The organism is Mesorhizobium sp. P5_C1 (genome assembly GCF_054049815.1).
In genome coordinates, this window is sequence record NZ_JBFULQ010000107.1 from 1 (window position 1) to 14,650 (window position 14,650).

The 14,650-nt window shown below is 62.1% G+C and carries 15 protein-coding genes and 1 tRNA gene; 5 read left to right on the plus strand and 11 right to left on the minus strand.

Annotation, left to right across the window (positions count from 1 at the left end; genetic code table 11):
- The 3 genes from yihA to ACXJ7R_RS11595 all read right to left on the minus strand — a co-directional run.
- On the minus strand, positions 1-629 hold a 629-nt coding region (yihA, locus tag ACXJ7R_RS11585; protein WP_457151952.1), incomplete at its 3' end, for a ribosome biogenesis GTP-binding protein YihA/YsxC.
- Complete coding sequence (locus ACXJ7R_RS11590) at positions 626-1,264, minus strand: CatB-related O-acetyltransferase (protein ID WP_184872944.1); 639 nt, start codon at positions 1,262-1,264, stop codon at positions 626-628. The genes ACXJ7R_RS11590 and yihA, both read right to left, overlap by 4 nt.
- Positions 1,265-1,389: 125 nt before the next feature.
- Positions 1,390-1,725: a hypothetical protein gene (locus ACXJ7R_RS11595; protein ID WP_457151953.1), complete on the minus strand. Its 336-nt coding sequence runs from the start codon at positions 1,723-1,725 to the stop codon at positions 1,390-1,392.
- Positions 1,726-1,878: 153 nt separating this feature from the next.
- Here ACXJ7R_RS11595 and ACXJ7R_RS11600 point away from each other — a divergent pair, with 153 nt between their 5' ends.
- From ACXJ7R_RS11600 to ACXJ7R_RS11610, 3 genes are read left to right on the plus strand one after another with little or no spacing between them, the layout of a single operon-like run.
- Positions 1,879-2,343, plus strand: a complete 465-nt coding sequence (locus tag ACXJ7R_RS11600; RefSeq protein ID WP_457151954.1) for a MarR family winged helix-turn-helix transcriptional regulator — start codon at positions 1,879-1,881, stop codon at positions 2,341-2,343.
- Positions 2,336-3,625 carry an HlyD family secretion protein gene (locus ACXJ7R_RS11605; RefSeq protein WP_457151955.1) on the plus strand — a complete coding sequence of 430 codons (1,290 nt, stop codon included), beginning with the start codon at positions 2,336-2,338 and terminating at the stop codon, positions 3,623-3,625. The genes ACXJ7R_RS11600 and ACXJ7R_RS11605 overlap by 8 nt, the downstream gene beginning before the upstream one ends.
- On the plus strand, positions 3,622-5,169 hold the full coding sequence (locus ACXJ7R_RS11610) for a DHA2 family efflux MFS transporter permease subunit (protein ID WP_457151956.1): 1,548 nt from the start codon (positions 3,622-3,624) through the stop codon (positions 5,167-5,169). Before ACXJ7R_RS11605 ends, ACXJ7R_RS11610 begins: the two co-directional genes overlap by 4 nt.
- 184 nt (positions 5,170-5,353) lie before the next feature.
- On the opposite strand, the gene ACXJ7R_RS11615 is transcribed toward ACXJ7R_RS11610, so the two are convergent.
- The 4 genes from ACXJ7R_RS11615 to rpmH form a co-directional block, all read right to left on the minus strand.
- Positions 5,354-5,914 (minus strand): fasciclin domain-containing protein, encoded by a 561-nt coding sequence (locus tag ACXJ7R_RS11615; RefSeq protein ID WP_457151957.1) that lies wholly within the window; start codon positions 5,912-5,914, stop codon positions 5,354-5,356.
- A gap of 169 nt (positions 5,915-6,083) precedes the next feature.
- Complete coding sequence (gene yidC, locus ACXJ7R_RS11620; protein ID WP_457151958.1) at positions 6,084-7,898, minus strand: membrane protein insertase YidC; 1,815 nt, start codon at positions 7,896-7,898, stop codon at positions 6,084-6,086.
- 14 nt (positions 7,899-7,912) lie between these two features.
- A complete protein-coding gene (gene rnpA / locus ACXJ7R_RS11625) occupies positions 7,913-8,266 on the minus strand; it encodes a ribonuclease P protein component (RefSeq protein WP_111545239.1) in 354 nt (117 codons plus the stop codon).
- Positions 8,267-8,282: 16 nt separating this feature from the next.
- Positions 8,283-8,417 (minus strand): 50S ribosomal protein L34, encoded by a 135-nt coding sequence (rpmH, locus tag ACXJ7R_RS11630; protein WP_008833937.1) that lies wholly within the window; start codon positions 8,415-8,417, stop codon positions 8,283-8,285.
- Between the two features lie 278 nt (positions 8,418-8,695).
- Here rpmH and ACXJ7R_RS11635 point away from each other — a divergent pair, with 278 nt between their 5' ends.
- Together ACXJ7R_RS11635 and ACXJ7R_RS11640 are read left to right on the plus strand one after the other, a co-directional pair.
- Positions 8,696-10,186 (plus strand): ATP-binding protein, encoded by a 1,491-nt coding sequence (locus ACXJ7R_RS11635; protein ID WP_457151959.1) that lies wholly within the window; start codon positions 8,696-8,698, stop codon positions 10,184-10,186.
- A gap of 278 nt (positions 10,187-10,464) precedes the next feature.
- Positions 10,465-10,541: transfer RNA gene (locus ACXJ7R_RS11640), tRNA-Arg, on the plus strand.
- A 146-nt stretch (positions 10,542-10,687) separates the two neighbouring features.
- Here the strand turns inward: ACXJ7R_RS11640 and ACXJ7R_RS11645 are convergent.
- The 4 genes from ACXJ7R_RS11645 to ACXJ7R_RS11660 all read right to left on the minus strand — a co-directional run.
- Positions 10,688-11,935 carry a flavin-containing monooxygenase gene (locus tag ACXJ7R_RS11645; protein WP_457151960.1) on the minus strand — a complete coding sequence of 416 codons (1,248 nt, stop codon included), beginning with the start codon at positions 11,933-11,935 and terminating at the stop codon, positions 10,688-10,690.
- Between the two features lie 467 nt (positions 11,936-12,402).
- Positions 12,403-12,897 carry a DUF302 domain-containing protein gene (locus ACXJ7R_RS11650; protein WP_457151961.1) on the minus strand — a complete coding sequence of 165 codons (495 nt, stop codon included), beginning with the start codon at positions 12,895-12,897 and terminating at the stop codon, positions 12,403-12,405.
- Between the two features lie 68 nt (positions 12,898-12,965).
- The gene (locus ACXJ7R_RS11655) at positions 12,966-13,826 is read right to left on the minus strand and encodes an alpha/beta fold hydrolase (protein WP_457151962.1); all 861 of its coding nucleotides are present in this window, start codon (positions 13,824-13,826) and stop codon (positions 12,966-12,968) included.
- 146 nt (positions 13,827-13,972) lie between these two features.
- A partial coding sequence (locus ACXJ7R_RS11660) for an alpha/beta hydrolase (RefSeq protein ID WP_457151963.1) occupies positions 13,973-14,650 on the minus strand: 678 nt, incomplete at its 5' end.

The following is a 14,650-nucleotide window of genomic DNA, read 5'->3' on the forward strand; positions in this document are numbered from 1 at the left end:
GCCTGCAACTCGTCGAGGCCCTCGGCCTTTTCCGACGACGTCGCCAGGACGAACGGAAACGCCGCCGGCCGCTTCTTGATCTTTGCCAGCGTCTCCTCGATCAGCCGCGGCACGCCGGCAGCCTTGATCTTGTCTGTCTTGGTCAGCACGATCTGGTAGGACACCGCCGCCTTGTCGAGCAGCGACAGCACTTCGTCGTCCTTTGCCTTGATGCCGTGGCGGGCGTCGATCAGCACATAGACACGCTTCAGCGTGACGCGGCCCTTGAGATAGTCGAAGACCAGCTTGGTCCACTCGTCGACCTTCTCCTTCGGCGCGGTGGCGTAGCCGTAGCCCGGCATGTCGACCAGCGCCAAGGGCGGCAGGTCGGCGCCCTCGCCGGAAAATCCATCCGGCACGAAATAGTTGAGCTCCTGCGTGCGCCCTGGCGTGTTGGAGGTGCGCGCCAGTCCCTTCTGGTTGACCAGCGCGTTGATCAGCGACGACTTGCCAACATTCGAGCGTCCGGCAAAGGCGATTTCCGGCGGCCCTTCCGGCGGCAGGAACTTCATCGCCGGCACGCCGCGGATGAAGATCCACCCGCGCGTAAACAGTTCGGTGCCGATAACGGTGTTATTCAGAGCGTTCAAGCTGCTGCCTCCAGAAGAGAAATATCGGCACCCCGGATAGCATCGAGGTTGCGGCTGATCTTGTCCACCGGCCAGTCCCACCACGCCACCGCCAGCAGCCGCCTGATCGTCCGGTCGTTGAAACGCGTCTTCACCATTTTGGCGGGGTTGCCGGCGACAATCGCATAGGGCGGCACGTCATGCGTCACCACCGATTTCGCGGCAATGATGGCGCCATGGCCGATCGTCACACCGGGCAGGATCACCGCCTCCATGCCGATCCAGACGTCGTTGCCGAGCACGGTGTCGCCGCGCACTTCCTTCGACCATGTCGCCGGGTCAAAACCCTTTTCCCAGCCATGGCCGAAAATATTGAACGGATAGGTGGAAAAGCCTGACATGGCGTGATTGGCGCCGTTCATGATGAAGCGCGCGCCCTCGGCGATGGCGCAGAACCTGCCGATGATGAGCTTGTCGCCAATGAACGGATAATGATGCAGCACGCACTTCTCGGCGAATTTGTCCGGCCCGTCCGGATCGTCGTAATAGGTGTAGTCGCCGATCTCGATGTTCGGCGCGCTCACCAATCCCTTGAGGAAGCCGACGCGGGTGTGCATCGGGATAGGGTGCTTGATGTCGGGGTTGGGTCCGTCCATGTCGATGTCCGTCGGATGATTGGCCACCAGGCAACAGGCGAAGTTCGCATGCGCCGGTTCAAAATAGCGTGATCCGCCCTATAGCACCAATCGGCTGAGGAGCGAGTCTTGCGTGGTGGCGTTGCTCATTTGTTGCCGCGGCAGATCACGATCGGATCGGACAGCGCACTGTCGAAACCGCTGCCCTGGTAGACGGTGACGTTCGAAGCTCCGGGCGGCAACATGAAGGTGCCTTCGACGATTTTCTGATCGCCGGCTGACGTGTGCAGAGCCCAGCTAAACGTGCAAAACTGAGGCGGCGCCTGGGGTTCGACGTGGCTGCAGTTCAATTGCGCCCCACCCAGCATGGCGGCGCCGCCACAACTGACCGCCTCCTTTGCGAACGCAAAGCCGGGCCATCCCGCTAGGGCTGCCACGGTCACGATCTTTAGCCAATTCATCATCATATCCTTGTCCGGCAACGGCCTGTTGCTCGACCCTTCTGGGGCGCCGCAAGCGCGTGCGACATTTTTTCCGGACTTAGTGCGTCTTGTGCGCCGCGTCCAGCAGGATTATGTGCATGATGATAATAAGCATGCTCACTAAAAGTCGCGTTCAGAAAACCAGCCCCTCCCATGCCATCGTCACCCAACATCAGCTTCGTGCTGCACGATGTCGCGCGTCTGCTTCGAAAGCGGTTCGAACAGCGGTCGCGGGCGTCGCGGCTGACCCGCGCCCAGTGGCAGGTGCTGGCCTATCTGTCCCGGCATGAAGGCATCCACCAGAACAAACTGGCCGACCTGATCGAGATCATGCCGATCACGCTCGCCCGGCAGCTCGACAAGATGGAGGCGCGCGGCTTCATCGAACGCCGGCCCAATCCGGCTGATCGCCGGGCATGGCTGCTTTACCTGACGCCGCAAGCCCATCCGCTGCTCGAAATCATGCGCAGCAACGGCCAGAAGACGCGCGACGAGGCCTTCGTCGGCCTTTCGGCGGATGCCCAGCTGCATCTGCTGCAGACCCTATGCCTGATCAAATCCAATCTGCTCGAGGCTTGCGCTCAGCCAGCCGTCGACCGGGAGAACGACCATGACTGAATCGACCTCACCCAAAAAGCCCGGCAAGGACGAACCATCGGATCGCAAGAGCGACCAGATCATCCGGCTGGATAGCGAACGCGAGCAGAGGCGTGCCAGCGCAGTCATCGCCGATGGCGAGCTGGAAGCGCCGGTTGCACTGGAGCCGGTGGCACTTGAAGCCCCCTCCAAAGAGCCGCAGCCGCAAGCCATGGTGACGGTTGCGCCTGCGGCGCCGGTCAAGCCCAGGCGCAGCCTGACACGGCCGATCCTTTTCGCCCTGCTTCCCGTCGCGCTGGCTGTCGGCGGCTATTACTACGTTGTCGGCGGCCAGGTCATGACATCGGACAATGCCTACATCCAGGCGCAGTCGCTCGGCGTTTCCACCGACGTCTCCGGCACCGTCTCCGAGATCGACGTGCACGAGAACGAGGCGGTGAAGAAGGGCGACGTGCTTTTCCGCCTGAGGCCGGCCTCCTTCGAAACCGCTCTTGCCGCGGCCCAGGCCCAGCTGGGAACGGTGCGCAACCAGGTACTGACCTTGCAGGCAAGTTACCAGCAGTCGCTGGCGCAGATCGAGCAGGCGCAGGCCGACATTCCCTATTATGAGGCCGCTTTCAAGCGTCAGCAGGATCTTCTCAAGACGTCTACCTCTTCGCAGGCCACTTTCGACAGCGCCCAGCACGACCTCGATGCCGCCCGCCAGAAAGTGTCCGTCGCCAAGGCGCAGGCACAGGCGATGCTTGCCCAGCTGGGTGGCGACGCCAGCCAGCCGGTCGAGAAGAACCCCTTCTACCTGCAGGCCCAGTCGGCGGTGGACGACGCCCAGCGCAACCTCGGCGATGCGATCGTCAAGGCGCCGTTCGACGGCATCGTCACCAATGTGGACGCGCTCCAGGTCGGCAAGTACCTGCCGGCATCGCAACCGGCGTTCAGCCTGGTTTCGGCGACGGACCTGTGGATCGCGGCGGAGCCGAAGGAAACCGAACTGACCTATGTGCGGCCGGGGCAGACGGCGACGATCAGCGTCGACAGCTATCCGGGCAGTTTCTGGCACGGCACGGTCGCATCCATCAGCCCCGCCTCGTCGTCGAGCTTCTCGCTGCTTCCGGCGCAGAACACCACCGGCAACTGGGTCAAGGTCGTGCAGCGCATCCCGATGCGCGTGACGATTGACGATCTCCAGGGCAAACCGCCGCTGCGCGGCGGGATGAGCGCCGTCGTCGGCATCGATACCGGCCATGCGCGCGGCCTGCCGGACTTCGTCACGGATCTCATCAACCGGTTCGAGCAGAAGTCATGACCAGCGCGTCCGCGACAGGGGGCACATCGGTGGTCGCCAATCGCGGCGCCATCACCGCCTGCGTGATCCTGGCCGTAATCATGCAGGCGCTGGACACGACCATCGCCAATGTGGCGCTTCCCTACATCCAGGGCAGCGTTTCGGCGAGCGCCGACCAGATCAACTGGGTGCTGACGTCCTATATCGTCGCCGCGGCCGTGATGACGCCGCCTTCGGGCTACCTTGCCAATCGTTTCGGCCGCAAGCGCATCCTGCTGACCTCGATCACCGGCTTCGTCGTCGCATCGGTGCTTTGCGGCTTCGCGCAGTCGCTGCCGCAGATCGTCGGCTTCCGCCTGCTGCAGGGCCTGTTCGGCGCCGCCCTGGTGCCGCTGTCGCAGAGCATTCTGCTCGACATCTACAGCGTGGAAGAGCGCGGCTCGGCCATGGCGCTGTTCGGCGTTTCGGTGATGGTCGGACCGGTGCTCGGGCCGGTGATCGGCGGCTGGCTGACCGAAAATGTCAGCTGGCGCTGGGTGTTCTACATCAACGTGCCGATCGGCGCCCTGGCCTTCGCGGGCGTGTCGATGTTCGTCCTGGAAACCAAGACCGACCTCAAAGCAAGGCTGGACTGGCTGGGCTTCGGCATGCTCAGCCTCACCATCGCTTCGCTGCAGATGTTTCTCGATCGCGGCGAGCAGCTCAACTGGTTCTCGTCATCCGAGATCATCGTCGAGGCGCTGATCTGCGCGTCGGCCTTCTACATCTTCCTCGTCCACACCTTCACCGCCCGCAACTCGTTCGTGAACCCACGGCTCTTCCTCGACCGGAATTTCGCCGTCGGCATGGTATTCATCTTCATCGTCGGCATCACCTATCTCGCCTCGCTGGCCTTGATGACGCCCTATCTGCAGACACTGATGGGTTATCCGGTGGTGACCGCCGGCATCGTCATGGGGCCGCGCGGCCTCGGCACCATGGCGTGCATGTTCCTGGTCGGCAGGCTGGTCGGCAAGGTGGATACACGCTGGCTTCTCCTGACCGGCCTGCTGATCACCGCCTGGGCGATGTACGACATGACCGGCTGGACGCCCGATGTCTCGCAATGGACGATCATCAGCACCGGCTTCATCCAGGGTGCGGGGCTCGGCTTCCTGTTCGTTCCGCTGACCACCATCACCTTCGCCACGCTGGCGCCGGAGCGGCGCGCGGAAGGCACCGGACTGTACAATCTGTCGCGTAACATCGGCTCCAGTGTCGGCATATCGGTAGTCACCGCGCTTTTGACCCAGAATGTCCAGGTCAACCACGCCAACATCGCCACCTATGTGACGCCCTACAACCAGGCGTTCAGCAACCAGGCGATCTTCCAGGCGATGAACCCTTACAGCGCCGCCGGCCGTGCCGCGCTCGACGGCGTGGTAACGCTGCAGGCGACGATCATCAGCTACATGAACGACTTCAAGCTGATGATGATCCTTTCGCTTGCCGCCGTTCCGCTGGTTCTTTTGCTGCGCAAGCCGGCGACGCCGGCCAAGGTCGACCACAGCGCCGTCGTGGAGTGACGACGCGAGGGGCTACCCTTTGGATATGCCGATGCAAAAAGAAACCGGGGCCCTGTGGGGGACTACAGGACCCCGGCCGATGCCGATACGGCTTCCCAAGAAACATGGCACCTCGTCATGAGGTGGGGATGGCTGGCCCGAGAAAGCCCAACGGACCTGCCTTGATCCCCTGCGCCGGAAGCCGTTACTTCGGCAGCAGCACCTTGTTGACGACATGGATGACGCCGTTCGACTGGTTGACGTCGGCGATCGTCACCTTGGCCTCACCGCCGGACTCATCCATGATGTAGAGCTTGCCCTTCTTGACCTCGGCGGTCAGCGTATCGCCGGAGACGGTCTTCATCTCATACTTGCCCCCCATTGCCTTGGCCTTGGCCATCATGTCCTTGCCGGAGATCTTGCCGGCCACGACATGCGCGGTCAGCACCTTGGTGAGCTGGTCCTTGTTCTCGGGCTTGAGCAGCGTGTCGACGGTGCCTTTCGGCAGCGCGGCAAACGCTTCGTTGGTCGGCGCAAAGACGGTGAACGGCCCGGCACCCTGCAGGGTGTCGACCAGGCCGGCGGCCTTGACGGCGGCGACCAGCGTCGTGTGGTCCTTCGAGTTGACGGCGTTCTCGACGATGGTCTTGGTGGTGTACATCGGCGCGCCACCAACATTGGGGTTCTTGGCATAGGCTGGAGCGACGATCGTCGCGCCGGCGACGAGTGCGGAAAGGGCAATGGTCCTGAATGACGGCAAGCGCATGTGGTCTTCCTCCGGGTGAGGGCTGATCGGGATTGATAGCCTTTGGAAATGCACACGCAGTCACGCCCCGCGACCGCTTTCAGTTTCGCCGATCACGGGAACGTGACCCCGCCTGTGGCCAATAAAAAAGCCCCGGACCAGCCGGGGCTTTGATGGAAGGAGAGGCCTGCTATTCCGCTGGCGATGGTTTCTTTCGGAACAATGCCACGAGATTGTCCCACAACTCGATCTTGGCGCCCTGGCGCTTCATGATCACGCCCTGCTGCAGGATCGACAGCGTGTTGTTCCAGGCCCAGTAGATGACGAGACCGGCCGGGAAACCCGCCATCATGAAGGTGAAGATGACCGGCATCCAGGTGAAGATCGCGGCTTGCGTCGGGTCCGGCGGCGTCGGGTTCATGCGCATCTGCAGGAACATGGTGACGCCCATGATCAGCGGCCAGACGCCGATCATCAGCATGTGCGGCAAAGTGACCGGCACGAGGCCGAACAGATTGAAGATCGAGGTCGGATCGGGTGCCGCCAGATCCTGGATCCAGCCGAAGAATGGCGCGTGGCGCATCTCGATGGTGATGTAGAGCACCTTGTAGAGCGAGAAGAAGACCGGGATCYGCAGCGCCACCGGCCAGCAGCCGGCCAGCGGGTTGATCTTCTCGGTCTTGTACAGCTCCATCATCGCCTGCTGCTGCTTCATCTTGTCGTCCGCGTATTTCTCGCGGATCTCGAGCATCTTGGGCTGTACCTTCTTCATGTTCGCCATCGACGCGTAGGACTTGTTGGCGAGCGGGAAGAAGATGGCCTTGACGATGACGGTGGTGGCGAGGATCGCCAGGCCGAAATTGCCGAAGAATTTGTAGAGCGTGTCGATCAGCCAGAACATCGGCTTGGTGATGAAATAGAAATACCCCCAGTCGATCACCAAATTGAACTGGCGAATGTGACGGTCGGTCTCATAGGCGTTGATCTTGGCGACTTCCTTGGCGCCGGCGAAGATCTCTGTCTCGACTGTCGCGGACTGGCCGGCATCGACATTGATTGCATCGGTGAGGAAGTCGGACTGGTAGCGGTGACGACCATCGTCGAAAAAGGCATAGCGCGGCTGGAACGGTTGCTTCTCGGTCGGCACCAGCGTGACGGCCCAGTATTTGTCGGTGATGCCGAGCCAGCCATCGGTCGACTTGCCCGGAGTGACCTGCTTTTCGGATTCGATCTTGGCGTATTTGTATTCGGCCAAGCCCTCGGTGCCGGTAACGCCGATCAAACCTTCATGCAGCACGTAGGTACTGGCGACGGCCGGCTTGTCATAGCGCGTGACGCGGCCATAGTTGAACAGCGAAACGGCGCTGCTGCCGGAATTCTGCACCGTGTCCGAAACCGTGAACATATAGTCGTTATCGACGGAGAACGTGCGCTTGAACGTCAGGCCCTTGTCATTGGTGTAGGTGAGCGTGACCGGCGTCGACGGGCTCAGCGTCGGATTGCCGTCCACACTCCACACCGTGTCCGAACCCGGCACCGCACCGGTCTTGTCGTTGCCGACGAAACCGATCTCGGCAAAATATCCCGTCGCCAGCGCTTGCGGGTTGAGCAGCTCGATCTCGGGTGAATTCTTGTCGACGGTTTCGGTGTAATGCTTGAGCTTGAGGTCGTCGAGCCGCGCGCCGGTCAGGTTGATCGAGCCCTCGAGGCTCGGCGTATCGATCTTGACGCGCTTGCTTGCCGCCAGCGCCTGGTTGCGGTCGACCGCCGCAATCGCGTTGCCGCCGGGTGCGTTCGGAATGGCGCCAGGTGCGACGGGCGTTGCGGTACCGGCGCCTGGATTGGCGGCGTCGGCGGCCTTCTTCTGCTCTTCGACGCGCTGCTGTTCGACGCGGGCCGCCTCGCGCTGGGCTTCGCTGCGCGGCAAGACATAGAAATATTGCCATACCGCCAGGATCAGCACCGACAGCGCGATGGTGATGAAGAAGTTCCGGTTGTTTTCCATCGAAAGCCCTTGGCCTATCGTGTTCCGCGCAATCGGCGGGAAAGTTCGGCCTTCAACTGGCCGAACGGAATGGTCAGCACATCTTCGCGCCCGACGATGACATAGTCATTGCCAGGCGCCATGTCACTTGCGGCATGTGTACGGACCGCTTCTCGCAGCCGTCGCCGGACGCGATTGCGGACAACCGCATTGCCGACCTTCTTGGTGACGGTATAGCCGACGCGCGGCGACAGGCCGTCGCCACGGTCGAGAACTTCAACGAGAAAAAGCCGCCCGCGTCGCTTTTCACCACGACGGACGGCCAGGAATTCGGCGCGCTTCAGAAGCCGCTTGGGATTTGGTCCCACTGGCTTGCCGGATGCGGGCAACGATCTCGTCTTCCGTTCAGGCGCTGAGCCGCTTGCGACCGCGGTTGCGGCGAGCTGCGACGACGCCGCGACCACCCTTGGTGGCCATGCGGGCACGAAAGCCGTGCCGACGTTTGCGGACGAGTTTAGACGGTTGGTAGGTACGCTTCATTTGTTTTAATACCGCGGGGTGCGGCCCTTCTTGATTCTGTCACTGTGTAACAGGAGCTTTGCCGGGCCGGTTTTGGCGCGATCGAAACCGCGCCGGGACGAATGGCCCGAGCGTGAGCGGGCTTATAGAAAGAAGGGTTTTGGAAGTCAATCCGGAGTCGCCAGGCCGAAGCCGGTCGTCGTCCAGGCCGGTTTTTGTTTCCGGCCAAGGATGAAATTGGTAAAAAAGCCGTAATCGCCTAATCTGCGTTGATCAAGTGATCGTGAAGACATAGCCGCATGAGCGAAACCATACAGGCGGAGGAACGGATCGACACGGCGGCGCCAACCGCCGGGCGCACCGTGCCGCTGTCGCGCGGCCTGTCGACCAAGCTGCTGCTGCTCACCATCGTTTTCGTGCTTCTGGCCGAAGTGCTGATCTTCCTGCCGTGGATCGCCAGCTACCGGCTGAACTGGCTGAAGGAGCGGCTGAGCACGGCTGCGGCGGTGTCGATCGTGCTGGTGCAAGGTGAATCCACCTCGCTGTCGCGTGCGGCCCAAAACGACGTGCTGATGGCGATCGGCGCCAAGGCGATCGCGGTGCGTGACGGCGGCGTGTCGCGGCTGCTGGTGGTGGCCGAGATGCCGCCGCAGGTCGACGAACACATCGATATCGCCTCGATCGGCATGATCAAGGGCATGACCGGCGCGCTCGACACGCTGTTTTTCGGCGGCCACAGGATGCTGCGCGTCTTCGGCCCGGTCGGCGACAGCGACAAGGAGTTCGAGCTGATCATGCCGGACAACAGTCTGCGCAATGCCATGCTGCGATATTCGCGCAACGTCGCCTTCGTCTCGCTGCTGATCTCGCTGTTCACCGCAATGCTGGTCTATGCCGCGATCGACCTGATCATGATCGGGCCGATCCGGACGATGACGCGCTCGATGCTGTCCTTCTCCGAGGCGCCGGACGATCCCGGACGCATCATCCATCCCGCCGCCCGCGCCGACGAGATCGGCGTCGCCGAGCGCGAACTGTCGCAGATGCAGGAGCGGCTGCAAAAGATGCTCTCCGAGCAGAAGCACCTTGCCGACCTCGGCCTGGCCGTGTCGAAGATCAACCATGACATGCGCAACATCCTGGCCTCGGCGCAGCTGATGTCGGACCGCCTGCGCCAGGTCAAGGACCCGACCGTGCAGGCCTTCGCGCCGAAACTGCTGCGCGCGCTCGACCGCGCCGTCTCCTACTCCGAAGGCGTGCTTCACTACGGCCGCACCCAGGAGCCGCCGCCGTCGCGCCGCAGGCTCAGGCTGCGCCAGCTGGTCGAGGATGTGCACGGCCTGCTCGACATCGAGCAGGGCATCGAGTTCGTCAATGCGATCGAGCCGGGCTTCGAGGTGGATGCCGATTCCGAGCAGTTGTTCCGCGTGCTCACCAATCTGTGCCGCAATTCCGTGCAGGCCATGGCCGCAGACAATGAAAGCGCGCTGGTCCGGCGCCTGGCGGTATCGGCAGTGCGGCTGGGCAGCGTCAGCCGCATCGTCGTCACCGACACCGGCCCCGGCTTACCACCCAAGGCGCGGGAAAACCTGTTCGCGGCCTTTCGCGGCTCGGCCCGCAGCGGCGGCACCGGCCTTGGCCTGGCGATCGCGCACGAACTGATCCGGGCGCATGGCGGCACTGTTGAGCTGGTCGAAAGCATTGGCGGGCGCACCACATTCGCGGTCACCATCCCCGACCAGCCGGTCCGGCTCGACCAGGCCCGCAACGGCCTGCGCCGCCCGGCGTGATGGTTCGGGCGCTGTTTCGCCCGATGCTCTTCCCCTGCAGGCCCGGTGCCCATTTCCCCTGGGTCGGAGCTCTTCCCACCAGGGATCGCGTTTGAGCTCGACTTCGGGCCCTGTTGAACACGGCGGAATCCTGACCGCCGTCACCGGATGACATACCTGCGACAAAACTTTTGCCGGATCGGCTTGCTTTTCGGAAAATCAGTCGCTAGGGAACACGTCTCGTCGCGGCCGGTCGTTCACGATCGGCTAGCGGGGTCATGGAAAGCATGGCCTGTTGCGCGCCCGTAGCTCAGCTGGATAGAGCACCAGACTACGAATCTGGGGGTCAGGAGTTCGAATCTCTTCGGGCGCGCCATTACACCACCACCCCAGAGCAACACTGGGCACTCGGGGTCCGCTATTGACCCTCAGCGGCCATTCACCTTCGTGGCTTGGTCCTCGCGAGATGGAGGAAGCCGCCTGCCGGATGATCGCTCAGAGTCCGCACACTGAATCGGGACGTCAGGGGCAGGTGTCTGCCAAACGACGCTGGATATCCTCGACCAACAGGGCTGCTTCTTGCGCGATTGCCAATATTGTGCCCGACCGTCGCGAGATCGCGAAAGGCAGGCCGGCAAAATACACGCCAGGGGCGCCCGCGAACACGCCCTCGTGCAATGGTTGCCCTTGCGCATCGAGCGCATTGGGAACGCGCACCCACCCGAAATCCCCTCTGAACCCGGTGCACCAGATCACCGTTGTGATCCCCCGCGCGGCGAGGTCAATTAATCGGACTGGTGGATTCGGCAGAAGCGCGCCAATCACCTCCGCCGGGTCCGGCTCAGCCCTTGGGGCGTCGATCCCGTTGCGCGCGATGTACTCGTCGATATGGCTTCGAATTCTAGCGGAGCCCTCGTCTGCATGACGAACATGCTCCTCTGCATCGTCKCTGAACGAGAGGCGGCCGTTGTCGACGCCGGTGAAGCGACCCAGTAAGACAACGCCTTGCGCACTGAGGGACTGCAGGCTGATCGTATGGAGCGCACCTGTCAGCGGCCTTCCAGGGATGGGGCCCTGCTGAAGTATTTCGCTGCGCGTCACATCTATCAGTCCGCTAAGAACCATCCAGACGCTGATGTGACTGCCTCGGTACATTCGAGGCAGTCGGCCGACCCGGCTCGTTGCAAGAAAGACAGTTCGCCCCGCCTGGACCAAGTCCTCGGCTATTTGGCCGCCCGACTGGGCGCTACCGACCACCAACACGGCTCCGCTGTCGAGACGAGATGCGTTGCGGTAGGCCGATGCATCAATCTGTTGGACTTCCGGCGGCAGCAACGCAGAAAAAGGTGGGCGCGCCGGGCAATTCTGGTTGCTGCTTGCGATCACCACAGTCCTCGCCCACAAGGGGCCGTGCGGAAGGGCCAGCCGATACAGGCCGCCGCTCGCAACAAGTTCCGTCACCGGCGTGCCGGTTTCCACCGGGAGGCCATACCGGACTGCATAGTCCTCCAACAGCGTAACAAACTCACCGCTTGTCATTGCACCGTCGGGATCGGGGCCGACATAGGTATCCCCGGGCATGACCGTTTGGCTGTTAGGTGTGTTTACCCGAAAGGAGTCCCAGCGCTGGGTCCGCCAGGTCTCACCGATGCGACCTCGCTCCAACACTCTATGACGCAAGCCGCGCTGCGTCAGCGCATGACTGACGCCTAGACCCGCCCAACCGGCACCGATGACGGCGGCATCAAGAATGTCCGTTCCGCTCGTCATTAGGCCCCCTCTGATTGTCACCCTATTGTACTTTGTTAGATTAGCAAATGGCCTGCTTTCTAGTGCTGCTTGCTCTCACGCGACAAGATCGAACACGGCAACACTTGGCGAGGCGATAACTAAGATGTCGCGTCTCGTGCAAGCCGCGCCTCTGAGAACGTCTGTCAACCGAACGTCCGCCATTGGCGCAGAGCTGCGGGTGAGTTCGATCGATCTCGCGAGCTCGCTAGGTGAAGCGCAGGTCGCGTCGTGACGCAAGTGGTGCCGCCGAGACGGAACGGCTCGCTCGCGGGGCTGTCACCGTCTCTCGAAGCGATACTGTACTGAGCCGCTCCGCACGACCCGGAAGGATGCCGAGCCACCATCGCTTCGGCGACCGCTTTCCTCAACGCCGTCGCCGCCATGGAGGTCATGCGTGTTCGGGACGGACTCTCACTTCCGTCCGTTTGAAGCGTCACCAGGAGAGTTTAGCTCGTGCATTCGTGCAACAAGCTTGTGATTTTCGCATCAAGATCGCGGGCGACCGCAAGAGCCTCCAAATTACCATAAGAGAGCAGATAACTCTCCATTTTGTCATAAGAGACATGCACGCCATCGGGACGTTGATCAAGAAGGATTGTGACCGGGGCGTAAGATCCAGCATCGGGAACGTGCTTGACCATTTCTTTCATGATGAGTGGATTGCCCACCAAAAACCGCATGCTCTTAGGAGTGTCGCGTCCAGTCTCGCGGCGCAGAATGGCGCCCAAGTCGAATTCCGCGAAGAGCATGAGACCTGTGCGGCCTTGGCCGTTTTGCACAACGCGCTCCAAATCCGAGAAGGAATTTGCAGCCCTCGTCTCCTTGAAAAATTCGACCATGTCAGGTTGCCCGACCGCTGACTTGAGCGCGGCCACAACGGCGTCGAATGGTTTGGAACACGTCAGGCTGAAACGCTCAACCTCGACCTTTGCGATTGTCATTTCTTTCTCCGCAACAGCTCTCAAGAATAAAGGCGCGATCGATCGCGCCGGGATTATGCAACCGCCGATCAGGCTTCCAGGAAGGTCCGGACGTGGCTGACGAACAATTCGGGGTACTGAAACAGCGCGCCATGGCCGGAATCGGGATAGAGGACCAGCTGGGCGTTGCTTAGAGCCTTGAACATTGCGTAGGCGTTGTCCGCCGGCAGCATGGTGTCGTGGCTGCCGCTGACCACAAGGGCCGGCTGGTGGATGGCGCGCAGAATGGCGTGCTCGGGATCAGGTGTGGCGCACCAAGTAATAAGCGCCTTGGCCTGCGGATCCGTCACCGCGCCGCCGTTATCGGTGTCCCGATCTTCCTTGCGCACCTTCGCCCGCTTCAGGAACGCCAGGCCGGCCGACTGGCTGGCCGACGACTTCGTGAAGAATAGCGGCAGGCGGAGGTCCGGCGCCTCGGTTTGGGAAAACGCGTCCTGGAGAACCGTCAAAAGGTGTTCCTCTCCGCCTTTCGGAGCCGTGCCGACGAGGATTAGCTTGCGGACCAGCCGTCCGTGCTCGGCAGCGATCTGCTGGGCGACGAAGCCACCGAGGGAAAAGCCCAGAAGGTCGACTTCGGAGAGGCCGAGCAGTTTGATAAAAGCGACAGCGTCTTGGGCCATCGCCGCGATATTGTCGGGCGTTTGGCCTGTCGAGCGGCCGACCCCGGCGTTATCGAAAACGATCACCGGTCGATCGGCGGCCAGGACATTCACGACGGCGGGGTCCCACGCGTCGATGTTGCCCGAGAAATGCTGCAGGAGAACCAGCGCGGTTCCGGTCGATGGGCCGAGACGGCGATAGGCGAAGCGGATTCCGCTGCCTTCGATGTAACGGGTGGGCGCCGTTTCGAGCGTGGCGGCGTCCTGGCTCGCGATGTCGAACTCAGTCATGTCATCCTCCGGATGCTTGGCATAAAATAATCGAGTAGGATTAGCTGGTGCGGTTTTGGCTAGGTCTGAGCGGCTCGCGGTCCAAGGCATGCCGCAGTCTGCCGAGCACGTGTGCTCCCGGCACGAAAGTGCCGGGAGCGGTATCGTCACTTCACGAGTGCGGCCTTTTCAATCACGGCGGCGACTTCCTTCGCGTGGACGACGAGAGAGGCATGGCTGCCGGCGACCTCCGTCGTCTGGGCCTTCATCCTATTGGCGAAAATCTTCTGGACCTCGGGTGCGATGACCTTGTCCTTCGTGCTGATCACATAGAACGTCGGCTTGTCGCGCCAAGCTGCTATATCGACGGGAGCCTCGAACGCCGTGTGGTTCAACGGGAGCTGATGGTTTGCCAAGGATTCGGCGATCTCCGGAGGAAGGTCAGCCGCGACTGCCGAAGGAAACACTTTGGGATCGATGTAGAGGTTGCCCTTTTCGTCGGGATGGATCGCCGCGGCGCCTTCGGTTGCCGGACCGCTCTTGGATAAGCTCGCAAGAGATTCCCCCACGTCGGGCGCGAATGCGGAGACATAGACGAGCGCCGAGACCTTTGGATCGTCGCCTGCTTGGGTGATGACCACACCGCCCCAAGAGTGGCCAACGAGAACGGTCTTCCCGTTCTGTTTCGCGAGCGCCTGTTTGGTGGCATCGACGTCCGCTGCGAGGGAGGTGAGCGGGTTTTCGACGAGCGTTACGTTGTAGCCCTTCTTCGTCAGGATATCGGCAACCGGCTTCCAACTCGTCTGGTCGACGAAAGCGCCATGGACGAGCACGATATTGTGAGC

Bases quoted from the DNA above. Each gene is read 5' to 3' on its own strand.
- ACXJ7R_RS11590 (WP_184872944.1), bottom strand. From the start codon at position 1,264: ATGGACGGACCCAACCCCGACATCAAGCACCCTATCCCGATGCACACC.
- ACXJ7R_RS11610 (WP_457151956.1), top strand. From the start codon at position 3,622: ATGACCAGCGCGTCCGCGACAGGGGGCACATCGGTGGTCGCCAATCGC.
- rpmH (WP_008833937.1), bottom strand. From the start codon at position 8,417: ATGAAGCGTACCTACCAACCGTCTAAACTCGTCCGCAAACGTCGGCAC.
- ACXJ7R_RS11600 (WP_457151954.1), top strand. From the start codon at position 1,879: ATGCCATCGTCACCCAACATCAGCTTCGTGCTGCACGATGTCGCGCGT.
- ACXJ7R_RS11635 (WP_457151959.1), top strand. From the start codon at position 8,696: ATGAGCGAAACCATACAGGCGGAGGAACGGATCGACACGGCGGCGCCA.
- ACXJ7R_RS11605 (WP_457151955.1), top strand. From the start codon at position 2,336: ATGACTGAATCGACCTCACCCAAAAAGCCCGGCAAGGACGAACCATCG.
- ACXJ7R_RS11655 (WP_457151962.1), bottom strand. From the start codon at position 13,826: ATGACTGAGTTCGACATCGCGAGCCAGGACGCCGCCACGCTCGAAACG.
- ACXJ7R_RS11650 (WP_457151961.1), bottom strand. From the start codon at position 12,897: ATGACAATCGCAAAGGTCGAGGTTGAGCGTTTCAGCCTGACGTGTTCC.
- ACXJ7R_RS11615 (WP_457151957.1), bottom strand. From the start codon at position 5,914: ATGCGCTTGCCGTCATTCAGGACCATTGCCCTTTCCGCACTCGTCGCC.